At 46.2% G+C, this 15764-nt stretch carries 8 protein-coding genes; 2 read left to right on the forward strand and 6 right to left on the reverse strand.

All coding sequences use genetic code 11. The annotated features are described in order from the left end of the window. Positions 1–10: 10 nt before the first annotated feature. The 3 genes from B5D35_RS17040 to B5D35_RS17050 all read right to left on the reverse strand — a co-directional run bounded on the left by B5D35_RS17040 (position 11) and on the right by B5D35_RS17050 (position 3222). The gene (locus B5D35_RS17040; protein ID WP_078753736.1) at positions 11–496 is read right to left on the reverse strand and encodes a hypothetical protein; all 486 of its coding nucleotides are present in this window, start codon (positions 494–496) and stop codon (positions 11–13) included. Then, positions 496–2574, reverse strand: coding sequence for a type VI secretion system Vgr family protein (locus B5D35_RS17045; protein ID WP_078753737.1), 2079 nt, complete (start codon positions 2572–2574; stop codon positions 496–498). The genes B5D35_RS17040 and B5D35_RS17045 overlap by 1 nt, the downstream gene beginning before the upstream one ends. A gap of 129 nt (positions 2575–2703) precedes the next feature. Next, on the reverse strand, positions 2704–3222 hold the full coding sequence (locus B5D35_RS17050) for an Hcp family type VI secretion system effector (protein ID WP_078753738.1): 519 nt from the start codon (positions 3220–3222) through the stop codon (positions 2704–2706). Between the two features lie 466 nt (positions 3223–3688). Here B5D35_RS17050 and tssH point away from each other — a divergent pair, with 466 nt between their 5' ends. Together tssH and B5D35_RS17060 are read left to right on the forward strand one after the other, a co-directional pair. Beyond that, positions 3689–6361 (forward strand): type VI secretion system ATPase TssH, encoded by a 2673-nt coding sequence (gene tssH / locus B5D35_RS17055; RefSeq protein WP_078753739.1) that lies wholly within the window; start codon positions 3689–3691, stop codon positions 6359–6361. Next, positions 6348–8018, forward strand: a complete 1671-nt coding sequence (locus B5D35_RS17060) for a sigma-54-dependent Fis family transcriptional regulator (protein ID WP_078753740.1) — start codon at positions 6348–6350, stop codon at positions 8016–8018. The genes tssH and B5D35_RS17060 overlap by 14 nt, the downstream gene beginning before the upstream one ends. A 70-nt stretch (positions 8019–8088) precedes the next feature. Here B5D35_RS17060 and B5D35_RS17065 read toward each other — a convergent pair whose 3' ends face one another. The 3 genes from B5D35_RS17065 to B5D35_RS17075 all read right to left on the reverse strand — a co-directional run bounded on the left by B5D35_RS17065 (position 8089) and on the right by B5D35_RS17075 (position 15572). Then, complete coding sequence (locus tag B5D35_RS17065; RefSeq protein WP_170915212.1) at positions 8089–12885, reverse strand: OmpA family protein; 4797 nt, start codon at positions 12883–12885, stop codon at positions 8089–8091. Further along, entirely contained in the window at positions 12878–14047 is a 1170-nt protein-coding gene (locus tag B5D35_RS17070; protein WP_078753742.1) for a Tricorn protease domain-containing protein, read from the reverse strand. The genes B5D35_RS17065 and B5D35_RS17070 overlap by 8 nt, the downstream gene beginning before the upstream one ends. Before the next feature lie 76 nt (positions 14048–14123). Further along, entirely contained in the window at positions 14124–15572 is a 1449-nt protein-coding gene (locus B5D35_RS17075) for a hypothetical protein (protein WP_139367796.1), read from the reverse strand. Positions 15573–15764 lie beyond the last annotated feature (192 nt).

A 15764-nucleotide genomic window follows, 5' to 3' on the forward strand; every position in this document is an offset into this window, starting at 1 on the left:
TATAGACGGCCTAATTAAATGAAATTGTGCCGCCCTGTATTTTTTGTGCTTTTTCCGCCTGGGAGGTTACGTACTTCGCTTTAGTGGAAATACGGTTATCACGACCACTGTAACGGGTTTCCGTTTCACCGCTTTTCACCACTAATTCTTGCGAAGTGTCGATAACAAGCTTGTTGGCACGCAGAACGACTTCATCGGAATCATCCAGCATGGAAAAGAAGATATCGGTCACCACTGGTAATCCGATGTCATTGTTTACAAACTCAATACGGCATGTAAGGTGACTGGCGATCGCCATCTCGATTTCTGCTTTGCGAAATGCACGCCCAAGCTTGGCGGAAAGCGGTTGTCCAAATGGATTGTGTTCAAACTCAACTTTTACGGAGTCTCGCGTTTCATTCAGAGAAACAATATGCCCAAAACGCGGAAAGCAAGCCGATTTATCGGCTTGCTCTTCGTTCTCAAAAAGGAGGGTGTGTTGCAACAGTTCGTTCATTAATTAATCGCCACGTTACCGCCTTTCACGACAACTTTGTCACTGCCTTCAATAGTGATGGAAGCACCTGAAAGCTTGATTGAGCCGTCACTGTTCATTACCAACGACGAGCCGCCCGTTTTCAACACAATTTTGTCTGCACTGATCACCTGAGTTGACGCATCAGACTTAAATGATGTGTTCCCCACCACAGACACAGTCAGGTTTCCACCAATGGTTTGGTTATCATCAGCTCCGATATCTGAAGAGCGGGATGCCCCGACAACGAGGTTGCTGTTCTCGCCAACATCCATATCGTCGTTTTTACCAATTTTAGTCGTACGGTTCTCGCCAATTTCCAATGACACATTGGACTTCACGTATTGCGTTTCGTTGGCGTTATAGGTGACTTGTACGTCTTGCTCGACCGTCTCAGTAAAGGTACTGTTTACTGTGGTCGTTTTGTGCCCATGAATGGTTTCTACATGGTCACCATTCACCTCATTGGTTTGATTTCTACCCACGTCAAGAAATTCATCCTGACCAATTCGACGGTAGCGATTGTTCAACACTTCTGTCGACATGTCTTTCTGGGCGCGGATGAACACTTCTTCCTGATTTGCTTCGTCTTCAAAGCTCAGTTCGTTAAAACCCGCTCCTTTGTGTGTTTGCGTACGGAAGGTGGTGCGTGTTTTGTTCTCCGGCAACGAGTACGGGGGAAAATGCAATCCGTGATACACAGAACCTGTTACCAAGGGTCGATCTGGATCGCCTTCTAAGAAGGTCACAACCACTTCATGTCCGATGCGAGGTAAGTACACTGCCCCCCATGTTGGTGCCGCCATGCTTTGACTTACACGAATCCAGCAACTGGAGTTTTCATCGTTTGCGCCGTAACGGTCCCAATGGAACTGCACTTTGATCCGGCCTAGCTTATCTGTGTAGATTTCCTCGCCAGCCGGCCCTACCACAACGGCGGTTTGAGGCCCATCAACCAAAGGTGCGGCCATTTTTGGTGCCCGGTAAATCACCTCGCGGGGAATACACACAAAATGGTTCTGATACGTGGTGGGCATATCGCTCGCTTCGTCTTCATGGACGCTCGGGTCATAACCGCTGTGTGAAATAGATAACAAGGTGAAGTCGCGGTTTAACGAAGAGCGAGGGTGCTCTGCCAAGATAAAATTATAGCCCGTGGCCAAACGCATGATGTTGCTGCCTGCAAACACCTGTTGGTTATCAACCACATGGTTCGCCATCCACTCACCTGCGCGGATTGAACCCATTGCCGGATCAACATATCGGCCGGGATAATCGAACAGTGCCAAGTCTTGGTCGAGCTCACCACTGCTCCCCATTTTTTGCGGAATGAGTGGTTGTTCATAGTTGTAATCGGTATACGTTACTTGGCCAGTTCGGACACTGTTGACCAGCTCTAGGTCGAATATGTGCTCACGATCTGCCACACCGCCAGCATCACTGTGGTATACCAGCGGGCCCATGTATGAACCGTTCATCAATGTACTAGAGAGCTCGTTGATCGCGTCGTTGCTGTCAACGATCACCATGGTGTGATTGCTGCTTGAGTGCTCGAAGTAATACCACATCCCATGTTCCGCCATTAAACGCTGAACAAATTGGCTGTCGGTTTCGCGGTATTGAAGTACGTAGTCTTTCTGTGCGTAGATGCCTGACAGTTCCATTCGCATATCTGTCACGCTGGCTTCAGCCAACACTTCGCTAATAATATCGGGCGCAGACTTATGTTGAAAAATACGGCAATCTTGACGCTGAGTCAGAAACCAAAGTTGAGGAACCAACGATACTTGATAGCGCGCAAAACGACGACCTTGCCCCAAATAACGGACTTCGTTGACAACACCATGAAACACACGTGCATTGAGCATTCCTTGGCCGAAAAGCGTCAGAACAGCGGGTTTACGTATTAATGCATCGAACGTGATATCTGCATCAAGTGAAAGTAATGAAAGGCTGACATGAAAAGGCTTCGAAAGCTCTTCTGTGACTTGAAAGCTCTCAACCCGAAACTCATGTTCAGCGCCGATAACTTCAAACTTAAACTCTACGTCGTTCACCATATCTTTCACCTGATGCTAATAAAAATGAATACCCAAGCAATCTGGAGATGTGGAATTCCGGTGGGAATTCTGATTGCTTGGGTAAAAGGCCAACTTACGTTGGCCCCAGATGACTTACACGAGCATAAATTATGCTTCGCGTGGCGCACGCCAGTCGTCATTACCCGTTGTTGCACAAGTCTCGTGCGTCACTTCGATTGCACGGTAAGTGAACATCAGTACTTCTTCAGTTACACGGTCAGAAGTCGCAGCGTCTTGGCAGTGAGCCATGCGAGTTTTCATATCAACCAACAGCGCATCAATCAGTTTGATGGTGTAGTAATGCTCTTGTTTGCTCTGAACTGAAGTGCGGTAGAATTTAATCGCACACTCAGGTAGTTTCTCACCAGATACCAGTGCGTTGAACAGCAGTGGAGAACAACGGTCTTGTTGCTTGGTTACAACGACTGGCTTGTGCACGCGCTGACCCGTAGGCTGGCCACTTTGTGGGTCACGTGGAATAGTCAGAACGTGATCAAGTTCTTGAACCAGAAACTCGTCAACGTGAGCTTCTTGCCATGAGTTACCTACTGAATCTGCATTGTATGCGCCTTCAGTGATGTTACCTTGAGTTTCGCCAGTAATAGACATATAAGCTGGAGTTGGCATTGCTATATCCTTCTTAGAATTTATTTATCTTGTTTATCTGTTCACCAAATCGCATATCACCGCGACCTAAATAGCTAATAGCTAATAGCAAATGCCATGCCAATTTTTATATCGTTATTTTTCATACACTTACGAAAAATGCCGAAATTACAAACTATTGGTAATAACAAAAAGTTGTTTGAGTAACCAATAATTCATTCTTCGATATTAATTTATTACTCAGTATTTAAAAAGAGAATTGGGCGATTTAAAAAAACGTGAAAAAGTGTTTTTAACTAGACAATCAGGCTTTTTAACCACCAATTAAATCACAACAACCAAACATGAACTCCTTAATATAAAATAGTGTTACTCAACCTAATCATAATAACTGAAAATAGGGCTGAAATTTATCCCACAAAAAAAATAACTTTTCATAGTCTTGTATAATCCTGCCATTTTCAGCCCTATTAAGTTCAGATAAAAAATGATAAACATTAATCTTTCTTCTCTTATCCAACGTCTACATCCTATTGCTAAAACCGCTTTAGAAGATGCTGCAGCACTGGCGGTATCTGAAAAGGCAACAGAGGTACAAGTCGAGCATTATCTACTCAGTTTGCTTGAGCGCCCTAACAGCGATTTCGATGTATTACTTGCTCACTTTAAATGCTCAGAAAACATTTTACGCCAGGCGATACGCTCTACATTAGATTCAAACGCTACTGGTAGCGGTAGCAAGCCCGTCTTCTCCTCCTTACTGATTGAGTGGTTACAGGAAAGCTGGCTAATTTCTTCTTTAGATCTGTCAGAAACACAAATTCGAAGCGGTTCATTGCTGTTGACTCTGGTGAGCAACCCATTGCGTTATGGCCAACATGGCTATGCGTCGATTTTGGATGGTATTAACCCAGACACCCTAAAGCGCAACTTTGGCGAGCTCACACAAAGCTCCATTGAAGCTAAAGTCTCTTCGTCGGAAAAAACGCAAGCGCGCGAAGATGGCTCTGCGTTGAGCCGTTTCACTACCGACTTCACTGGTAAAGCACGTAAAGGGGAAATTGACCCTGTCTTCTGTCGTGATCAAGAAATTCGCCAGATCATCGACATACTTGCTCGTCGCCGTAAAAATAATCCCATCGCCGTCGGTGAGCCGGGCGTAGGTAAAACTGCGGTCGTTGAAGGTCTCGCTCTTAAAATTGTACAAGGTGAAGTTCCTGACAACTTGAAAGGTGTGGAGTTGTACGGCTTGGATATGGGCTTACTGCAAGCAGGCGCAAGCGTTAAAGGTGAGTTTGAAAAACGCCTCAATGCAGTCCTTGAAGAAGTAAAGAGCTCGCCAACGCCTATCGTTTTGTTTATTGACGAAGCACATACATTGGTTGGAGGTGGCAATCAGGCTGGCGGCAGTGACGCCGCAAACCTGTTAAAGCCTGCACTGGCACGCGGTGAAGTAAAAACCATCGCAGCGACCACTTGGTCTGAGTACAAAAAGTACTTTGAGAAAGACCCCGCACTGGCGCGCCGTTTCCAACTGGTAAAACTGGATGAGCCATCACCAGATCAAGCGGCTCTGATCATCCGTGGTTTGCGCCCTGCCTACGAGAAATCACACAACGTCTATGTGCGTGATGATGCAATTACAGCGGCTGCAGCACTGTCTGCACGTTACATTTCTGGTCGCCAACTGCCGGACAAAGCAATCGACGTACTGGATACCGCGTGTGCACGCGTTAACATCAGTTTGAATGCCGTACCTGCCGCAGTGGAAACCCTACAACAACAGCTAGCTGCACAGCAACGCGAACTGGAAGCACTGGAGCGCGATGCCCTTCAACAAACTGGCGACAAGCATAGCCTAGCGGGCATTCCAGATCTTCAGACCGCGATGTCGGAAACGAGCAAAGAGCTTGTGATAAAAGAAGCACAGTGGAAGGAAGAGAAAGCCAAAATTGACGAAATGATTGGCCTTCGTAAACACCTTAATGCACTGGTTTCTGGCGAATTGGCCGAAGCCAAAACATCAGAGGATGACGAAATAGATGCCGAGCCAGCACCCTATGCGGACATGGATGAAGCATCAGTTCGCCAAGCAATTGCGACATGCCAGGAAGAACTCGATGTCATTCGCAATGGCACTGCACTGGTTCACTATGAAGTAGGTCCCGACGAAGTCAGCCATGTCATTTCAGACTGGACGGGTATCCCAATGGGTAAAATGCTGCAAGACGAAGCGCAAGCGACACTGCAGCTAAAAGAAAGCCTCACCGCGACAATTAAAGGTCAAGGTTTCGCTATCGATGCGCTGGCCGAAGGTATTCAGACTGCAAAAGCAGGTCTGGGTAACCCTGACGCACCAACCGGTGTATTCCTGCTGGTCGGCCCAAGTGGTGTAGGTAAAACAGAAACGGCTCGTGCAATTGCAGACCAACTGTTTGGCGGTGAGCGCTTCATGACCACGATCAACATGTCTGAGTTCCAAGAGAAGCACACGGTTTCACGCTTGATTGGTTCACCTCCAGGTTACGTGGGTTACGGTGAAGGCGGTATGCTGACCAAAGCCGTACGCCAGCGTCCATACTCCGTTGTGTTGTTGGATGAAGTAGAAAAAGCTGACCCAGAAGTACTGAACCTGTTCTACCAAGTGTTTGATAAAGGGACACTCAATGATGGTGAAGGCCGTGCGATCGATTTCAAAAACACCCTGATTATCATGACCAGTAACCTTGCAACGCACGAGATAGAGTCGCTGGTTCAGCAGTCTCGCGATATTGATGCTGGCATCATCGCCGAAGCCATTCGCCCTACTCTAAGCAGCCACTTCAAGCCGGCTTTACTTGCCCGTATGGCAGTGCTGCCGTTTGTTCCATTGAATGACAATGCAATGACCGACATCATCCACCACAAGCTCGGTAAGGTATCTCAGCGCCTTCAAAGCCATCATAAGCTATCGCTAAGCTATGACGATTCTTTGGTTGAATTTGTGCTGGGTAATTGTCGCTTGGCAGAAACTGGCGCACGTAACATTGATGCCGTGATCAACCGTCAGCTTTTGCCACAACTGTCAACTCAACTGCTGGTACATGACAAGGACGAGTCACACACCACCATCACCATTTCGGTCGATGAACAAGGAACACTGGCATATGCGTTCAGCTAACCAGCACGAACTCAATAATGCCCTTCTTGCGATCAGTCAGTCTCTGGCTGATCGCAGCCAATTGGCTAACACGCTAGACGCTGTCCTGACCGCGGCAAGGCAAATGACTTTGTCAAAACATGGCATCATCTATGTGCTGGATCAGACCGGTCAAGCGTTGATCCCAAACATTGTTCACAATAACGAAGCGGTGCTGTCCAACCACCCGTGGGACCTTATCTCGCTGGAGCAATCCAGCGAAAATGACCCATTCAGCTTCGCGATCCACCACGGTGAAGTGGTACTGATAAACGACCTTTACCAGTACAACGGCTACGACTGTGAACACATCTATCAAACTGAAACACTGCTTGGACAACGCAGCGCAAACCTCTTAGTTTGGCCTCTGGTTGATGACAAGCAAAAAGCAGTCGGTCTCTTAGTGTTGTTTGATTTATCGATGATCAACAATGAAGCTGCGCTAACCGCCTTCTGCCAAATGGCCGCGACCAGTATTCGACAAGCCATTTGGCTGGAACAATACGGCAGCATGGTGAAAAACCTGACGGAAGATAACGCCGCATTGGTACGTGAAAACCGTCAGCTGAAAAAACGCCAGCAAGTGAGCTATAACGGCCCGATCGCGAAGAGTGAACAGATGCTCGACGCCATTCGTCGCCTCGACAAAGTCTTGGCGTTGCCCGTTGATGTTTTGCTACGTGGGGAAACTGGCACGGGCAAAGAAGTGATTGCGCAGTACATTCACGAAAACTCTAATCGTGCATCTCAACCTTTGGTGGTTCAAAACTGTGCCGCGATTCCAGAGCAGCTGCTTGAATCAGAGCTTTTTGGCCACAAAAAAGGGGCATTCACTGGCGCAGACAAAGATAAAGTGGGCCTTTTTGAAGCCGCAAACGGCGGTACGCTGTTCTTAGATGAAATTGGTGACATGCCACTCATCCTTCAAGCCAAGCTGCTTCGTGTACTTCAAGAACGCAAATTCCGCCCTATCGGTGCCAACAAAGAAATAGAAGTCGATGTAAGAGTCATTGCAGCAACTCACTGCCACCTGATGGAGAAAATCAAGAAAGGCGAATTTCGTGCTGACTTGTTCTACCGCCTCAATGTCTTCCCTATCACGCTCCCGCCATTGCGTGAGCGTAAAGATGACATTCTTCCGCTGGCTGAACATTTCGTGCAAAAAAGTGCAGCCTCTTTGGGTTTACTTCAAGCTCCCGGTTTCAGCGCGCAAGTGCGACAACAACTTCTTGGCTACGATTACCCTGGTAATGTGCGCGAGTTAAAGAACATTGTCGAACGTGCTTTGTTGCTTTCCGACTTTGAGATAATCACTGTGGTTGAATTGGGAGAATTAGCATCAGCAGAAGCGCTCGATACACTGTCTTTTGGGGTATCTGAACCGCAAGTCCTAAACGTGTCGAGTGGTTTACAAGAGACGTCCAGTATCTTCGCGGCGAGCACCTCTGCTTCAAAGGCAAATGCCAATCTGGATGCTGGCGGCCTAAAGGGAGCCGTAAGCAGCTATGAAAAGACGCTAATCCTCGATTGTTTGAGTGCATGCAACTGGCAAACCAAACGCGTGGCAGAGCAGCTTGCCCTTCCCCTCAGTACGCTTAACCATAAAATGCGTAAATACGAAATCAACGCAGCGGAGTAACGCTGCGTTATTTTTGTGTTCATAGAGATATGATTGCGCTGAAAAAAAACCGCCGATGGCGGTTTTTTTATTATTTGTCCAATGTCGCTTTAAGCGGATTAGGTGCTTCAACTACCGTCGGTTGTTTTTCAATCCAGTCTTTAATCCATCGCATGCGCTCATTGAAGTCCGACTTGTTCCAAGCTTCAGCACAGCTCTTGTCAATATTGTTTGCGGTGACATCTACGGAGTCTTCAACCCATGGCTTATCCGCATAGTACTTATCAGCTAACGCAGCATCATCCGACAGACGAGGGATATCTATAACAAGGTCGCGTTTTTTATCATACCCACCTGTATACTTCATATCGACTTGGTTTAGTTGACCAATTGAAAGCTCAAACTTCTCGTCGATAACCTTTCCAAATGGACGTAAACCATTGACAGCACGTCCTGTTGGCGCAACGTACTTTAAGTCAAACTTCATCGCATACACTGTGTACACTTTGGTTTTCGACAAGTCATTCTTGTGGGATATCTTACTGATGGCTTTAGTGACAAAATCCGCTAACTTCTTGTTGTCCTTTTTAGCGTCGACAAAATTTATATGCTCCTCAATGCACCACGTTTTTTCAGTTGCATTGTCCTTATTATCAGAATTTTTAGACGCTTTATCCTTTGGCTTTTCAAGGTAACTGAACGCCCCAACATGCTTCATCGATGTGAAGTAAGTTGGACCGAGCTGCTTACCCTTTCCACCATTCACCGCCAACTGCATGCTCATATCGACGGACTTCCAGTTTAAATCAGCAGTTTCATACATCTCTTGATTGAAATCCTGCCCGACAAGCAACATGTAAATACTCGTCTTTTCTCCTACACCTTCTTTGCCCCATCGGAAGCCTTTTCGCCACAGAGCAACGTCAGGCCCATTGATTAAGGAGTCACCACCGAAGAAAACCAGCCCCGTACTTTCCGTTTCGATAGCCGCGAATTGATATTTAATTTCGTCAATAACAGGCGTTGTATTCATCGTCGCTTCGTTGCTGTGCAAAGTGAAACTCTCAACAAGCACATCTTTTTCTCTGAGCAACGTTTTTTTACCGCCTAAGCCCATATCAAGTGTTATTTCTTGCGAGTTTTCACCATGGACACCAACAATCAATTCATTTTGAAGATCCCGGAATGCGATTTTGCTCGTACTCTCATGCACATACTCTATAGGTAACGTCAGATCTTTATCACTTTCCGTCGCTTTCAGAATGAAGCTATACCGCATATCACGGAAGCCGCCAAATTGCTGGTAACGAGCAAACTTATCCTTTTCAAATGTTGGTGTCATCCCTTCCGTTGCTACAAACCCACCTCTCGCACTGCCCACTAAAGCCAGCTCATATTTTCTCTCCGACCAGAACAGGCGCCCTTCAGAGGTAATAGGTTTTAATCCCTTAATTTTGAGTTTCCCGAAACAATAGCTCGGCTCAAATTCGATGGCTGTCAGCGTTTTCTCTTCATTTGTGACCGTGCGCTCATAGTACTTTGCCAACTCTCCCTTTATATCATTGGTAAAGTCTTCCGCTTTCATCGGGAGCAGCAGAGCACTAAAAGCAGGTCCTTCAATGTCCAAACCATCCACTCGGTCATAACGGAGAGTGACAGGCACGACGGTCTGATAATCTTCGCGCAAAACCAACTGGATCTTGACTCTGTCGTAAGGTCCCAAGCGATTTGATTTATTCGGTTTTATCCAATCTGCATAAGAAAACCACTTTCCGGCACCCGCTTTTTGAATGAGCACTCGACAAAATCCGATTTCTTGTTCGGTTATTGGGTACTGCTGAATGTTGAAGTTATTGGAAAACTCCTCAAATAACTCATCCTCATCTTGGTCATAAAGATTCGTTTGGACGGGGAACACCCGATTAAACTGACCAGAAACTTCACCACTGGCTTTAAATTGGTAGGGACTGTTGGAGGGTTTTCCCAACAGCGTAGGAGTTGGTGCTGGCCAATAAATAGATTTTGAACTTAGGTCACGATATTGCTCCATGGACACGTCATTGATCCAGTTCTCGGCCATCGTATTGCCCGCAATCGTGGCGACGGACCAATCATCTCTCGCGATGTATCGATCTATGTACTCTTGGACTTTGTATTCCTTGACCAGTGCGGAAAAGTTGGTGCTTCGTCGTGACGTAACCTTCTGACCCAGCCACGCAAGTAGTAAAACAAGGCCATTGAATGCAAGTGCGCGAAGTTGATAACGCTTGAGCAACTCTTTGCGCGTCTCGTCTTTATCAAGAAATGCCACAAGCTCCTGATAGCTAGCCACCTCTTTTTCAAGCACGACATCTGTGTTGCGGAGCTCTTTGAGTAGCTCGATGTGGAGCCTTGAAAGGCGTCGGATTTCTTTCACCTTATCAGTGCGCTTTTGCAACTCCGAAAAATGGTAATCCAAGAAAGCAGAGTCCAGCATTTTTAACGCGGAGACAGACACTGTTGCACCTTCTTTTAGGAACAAAAGACCTCTCGCAGGCAAAGCAACGGCGGGAATATAGGTTGCAACATCGACCACGCCTTCGAAAATAGCAATGCTCAACTCTTTAATTGCTTTGTCTTCATCTGACATGGCTTTTTCAAGCGCAAGTCGCGCTCGTTCCATGGATTGTGACCCATAGCGGCTTGGATGAAAAACGATGTCTAAAGAAGGAATGTAGATCCGTATTTCCACACGCCTGTTTTGCTTTAGTTCTTCATTGCTTCGATTGAGCGCCTCTGGGTTCTTCGGCACGTATAGGGGTTGAAATTCACCAAACGCAGCGATAGAAATTCTTGGATGAAGTGATTCTGAAAATAAGTCCCGCGCATTCTCGGCACGCCTCTTAGATACTTCAAGATTAACTTCTGGTGTATCGACTTGGCACGCATGCCCTTCAATTTCGATGCGCAGTGCTTTTTCTTTCTCAAGTGCTTTTTCTAACGCCTCAATCGCAGGCTTTATTCCCGTTAATTCATCACTGACAGAGTTGAACTCAAAGACAATTTTGATCCCTGACCCTTTTTCGTTATCAATGTAATCTGCCTTACCTGACTTAGGCACTATCGCTAGTGCTTTAGAAATGGCCTCCCCCTGCTCTTTTCTGGTTTCATCCCAAACCGGGATTTTATCCAAATAGTCAAAAGCAACGTCACCCACAGTCTTGTTAGCAGATTTGGCCTTTTCCTGCATATCATCAACTTGTTTAAAGCCCTGATAGACTTTCAAAACGTTACTGCCCGTACTTACGACGTTGACCCCGAGCCCTGTAAAACTGGACATCCCCTCAAACCAACTGCTGGCCACCCTACCCGATAATGCAGTGTAGTTTCGGTTAATGGTATCAACAAAAAAGCGCTGTACTTGCTCATCAAGTTTGTTCGTATCAATGAACTTGTTTCGAACTAACGCCTGCCAACCAAGGTTTTTCGCATAGTTATCAAGGCTTGGATCATTAAGCTGGGTGAGAGCATCAAATGCAGCCTTGGTGCTGAACACGCCATAGTAGAGCTCACCGGCGGCTTTCATCGGTTCAGGCATTTCATTTTTAACACTATCCCAATAGAGCTTTGAGATATTGTTAAACACAGCCATACGCCCTTCTTGAGACATTTGGTGTTGAATACCACCACTCAGAAGGCCACCACCCAATTGGATCGTTGCATCACGAATGCCTTTTAACATGGTGAGACTTTTTAACGGGCCACTTGAAATGTTTTTAGAATCGACATCGCCCGTTAAATAGCTTTGCATTTTCCCAAGGTACTGTGGGAATTGGTACACTAAGGACTCTTCGAGCGAGATCATATCCCCGCTAACAATGGCAATTTTTCCGAGCGGAGTATGTGGCGCAAAACGGATCATCTCCCGCAGTTCGTATTGGTAGCCCGTTAAGAAGTCGATTTCTATCTCTTTGATATTTGCCTTTTTTACGAAATCGGGAATCACATCCATCTTTGACGGATCGAAGGTGACGCGAATACTGTAAAGCCCTTCTTCAAATTCGGCAGGATCAAGATGGAATAACGCACAAGGGAAATGTTGATCTGTTTCTTCGTCTATAGCATCGGGAAGCGCGACTTGCACAGACTCCCCGATCAGGGCGTATTTCCCAGATGCCCCATTTTCATCTTCTTCGACTTCAAATTTGAACAGTTCGACGGATGCGTTTCGGTAATCTTTGTGTGAAAACACGACAGCACACGATGAAACGATAGGAACAACAAAACCTTTTAGCGGTTTTTTGTCTTTGTCTGCCACGACTTTGTCGTGCCAATCTTTGTAGGCTTGCTCTTCACCACTTAACTTGCCATTAGTATCCGCTTCTTTGGGCTTAGCTAATTGACTCAGGCTAATTTCTGTCAACGTCAATTGGCTCTGATGGTTTTCTACACTATTGCTGAGCTCGATGATTTCTTTAACTAAATCTGCATTATCCAAATTTTTTCGCGCTAACGACGCAAGCAGTGGCAGTGGCGGGAAACGAAAAGTAAATTCTTTATTCCCAACACAATTACCAGGAAGAGGCTCTCCCAATGCATGTAGAGGTTCGCTGTGATACAAAACCGGATGTGTGCCATCTTCTGCGGCGTTTTCTGGTTTGGTGTTATCCAGCTTACAAATATGAAAGTCGCTGTTTGTTGCCCAAAGTTCAGGGTTGTCTGGGTCCGTGACATTGATCATCGGGATCGCGGCAAGTGGGCGGACATTTTTTATCTTGTCATCATCTTTTAGACTTTCTGAAAGGTGCCAAGGAGGAAATTCCTTTTGTTTAGTCTCAGCATTCAATTTGCTGGGGAAATACATGCCGAAAAGATAATAGTGAGAGTGCAAACAATTCGATTTAGTCATTACCTGCTTCTCCGACAAAGTTGCCATCGTTCGCAAATGCATTGTAAAGCGAAGACTCTCCGGCACTGTGACCTGTACCAATTTGTCTCCAAATCGAATGGTTCTTTATTTTTCGATTGTCATCAAGCTCTAGTAATACAACCTGTGCACCACCAGCTGTCCTAGCATATTTAGCATTTGCACTAAGAACCTCTAGAGAACTCAACTCTCCTATCTTATTTCTCTCAGCACTCTCTGAAAGATACGTACCATTTTTCACATCAATTAGATAACGATGGTAGTTTGATTGTCCCCAAGCGTAGGAGCCCGTAGGATCAATCGCTCTTTTGTGCATTTCAAAGTCACTTAATCGATCCTCATCAACATCGATTCCCGTGCTATAGAGAAACTTGTCTAATTTCTCGTCATATACTGCCACTCCGAACTCATTGAAAACAAAACGTTGGCCACTAAAGATCACGGAATGTTCATTAAATTGCGTCTCTACCTGCTCAGTTTTCTTACTGGCCAGCGTATACTTCCAATCCTCAAACTTATCGGTAAAATAAAGATAGCTGCTGTCTTCCGCCCAAAGAAATTCAGGATAACCGCGAGAACGACCTAGCTCTGTATATTCGCCCGTTTTGAGATCTTTAATAACTTTAAACATCCCTTCGTTTTTAGAATACGCCAACGCCAAGTAACGATTATTGGGCGATATGCGCATTAGCCTAATTGCGCCAACGAACTCGTCAGCAACGACGCGCAAATCTGTACCGTCTGTTTTGATGCTCCAGACTTTGTCTTTACGATCATAGAAATCTTCCGCATCACCGTCTCCGTTATCCCAACGGAACACTAAGCGAGGCAAATCGTAAGATGCAGCATTGCTCAGATCTTCTCTCGGCCACTCTTTTGTTTTGGTAATAAAGTGACGCGGGCGACCGTTTTTCTCATCGTAAATCACGTAGTTGTTTTCAGTGATGTAAACGCGACCATCAGGCCACTCTCGCGCATTCTTCTCGGCAATACGTTCTTCTACAGTCAGCGGCTTTTTCTGCACCTGTTCTTGTACTTGTTCAGGTTTGGCCGCTTCCACATCTTGTGATGAAGGCGGGTTATCATTGTTGCATCCAGCCAACATGACGAAGGCTAAAAGGCCAAATAACGGACGTCGTTTCATTTTGATTCTCGTTCACTAACGTTGTCGTCACTGCGAAGTTGCCTCCGCAGTATCAGATCTTATTCCAAATAGGGTATTAAGCTGTCTCTGCAGCACTCTTGCCAACCAATAGGTCGGTGAGCTGCGCATTTCTCAATATGTGGGTTTCATTTACACGGGCATACCTTTTTTGCCCAAGATAACCTCGAACGAGGTCGACGCTTTCCACCTTGGAAGGCCAACCCCAAAAACGAACTTCTCTGTTGTTGTCATCATTGATGCCGCACTCACGAAGATAGACACGCTGGCACCATTCTCCTTCGCTTTCACGAAGTTCGAAGTAATCATCAGACTCGTCATTTTCTCGACATCCGGGATAAGTAAACAAAAGGCTTGCTGCAGGTCGATTCAGATATGCCCCCGCGATATTGGTTTCAATTTGGTTTGTAAGCACATGATAGTTAGCACTATTTTCTTCGTCTATCACAGGTACTACGAGTGATCGGATCGTGGTTGCGCCTGCAGAAAACGCCTTGTTATTGCTATATTCCTGCATGCCGGTAATTTCAGTCGCAACCGTTGAAGGGTTTTCTTCCAGTTTTATCAGCTCAACATTTGAAAGCGGGTCTTCACTGAAAAACATAAAGAGCGTTTGGTCTTCACCATTGATTTTGTGCGGAAGCCAAACATGTGGCATTGGCATGCCATTCGCTACTCTCGATGCAGTCTTGCCACCTTTGAACGGACTAGGATGTGTTTCAACCTGAAAGACCAGTGGCTCTTCATAATCGGTCAATACGACATCAACGCTCTCTTCCGTAAGGTTGAACACGCGCCTTTCACCTTGTTCGTTAAGCACTCCCTCACACACCGTTTCCCCATTTTGAATCAGTGCGAAAGGCTCGGACACATATCGAGCAAGGGTTTCAGCGTCGATAAGACAAATATCTGCATGGCGTGTCGGTAGAACAACGTTTTCGGGTTTATTACGCTCATGGTTGAGGTCTATATCTGAATAATAGCCAGAGGCGTCAATCGCTATCTCTCGCCACACTTTGTTGTTCCAAATAATATACAGATAACCTGACTCGTAGAGAGACGCAGATTCGCCAGTTTGCTCTGGTGTCGTAAAATACATAGGAACAACTGGCACGAGCACGTTTTCCCATTCAGCCATGTCTTCATCGCTACTTACCGGTGCAATGTTTTCCGCGAGCAGTAGTTTCAAAGGGTCTTTCATGCCTTTCATCGGCATGGTCATGTACAGGTTGCGCGGTTCGATTTCCAGATCTTTAAATACCGCGAGGCTACGGTGCTTGTTGTGGTTATCAGAACGAGGCTTAGTCACCTTTTCGCCTTGCGTTTCCGTTTTACCCAGCATCAATGAAGCGGCGTTGCCCGGCCACTGTCCAGCAAACTCGACCACAATTTTGTTATCCGGTTTCGGGTTGACTGGCGTATAGGTGATGTTTCGTGGTAACACGACATCATCGGTGACAGTTTGGTAGTTGGCCTTAACGATCTTTTGCGCAGGAGATTGCATCACGGTGTTTATACGATCTCTTAATGCGGGGTAAGTGCGAAGTTGAGATTCAGTTAATGGTGCACGTCGCGAAAAGGAAGACGTGGCGACCCACTCTCCGCGTGGCTTTGTTGCTTAATTCGGTTGGAAGACATGGCAGCCTAAAGTTGTTCGGTTCTTAAGCAATATACTGAGTTTCAGGCATACCCAGTCCTG

The organism is Enterovibrio nigricans DSM 22720 (assembly GCF_900167155.1).
Lineage (GTDB): Bacteria > Pseudomonadota > Gammaproteobacteria > Enterobacterales > Vibrionaceae > Enterovibrio > Enterovibrio nigricans.

Coding starts and splice junctions, on each gene's coding strand:
- B5D35_RS17045 (WP_078753737.1), bottom strand. CDS start 2,574: ATGGTGAACGACGTAGAGTTTAAGTTTGAAGTTATCGGCGCTGAACAT.
- B5D35_RS17050 (WP_078753738.1), bottom strand. CDS start 3,222: ATGCCAACTCCAGCTTATATGTCTATTACTGGCGAAACTCAAGGTAAC.
- B5D35_RS17070 (WP_078753742.1), bottom strand. CDS start 14,047: ATGAAACGACGTCCGTTATTTGGCCTTTTAGCCTTCGTCATGTTGGCT.
- B5D35_RS17040 (WP_078753736.1), bottom strand. CDS start 496: ATGAACGAACTGTTGCAACACACCCTCCTTTTTGAGAACGAAGAGCAA.
- tssH (WP_078753739.1), top strand. CDS start 3,689: ATGATAAACATTAATCTTTCTTCTCTTATCCAACGTCTACATCCTATT.
- B5D35_RS17060 (WP_078753740.1), top strand. CDS start 6,348: ATGCGTTCAGCTAACCAGCACGAACTCAATAATGCCCTTCTTGCGATC.
- B5D35_RS17065 (WP_170915212.1), bottom strand. CDS start 12,885: ATGACTAAATCGAATTGTTTGCACTCTCACTATTATCTTTTCGGCATG.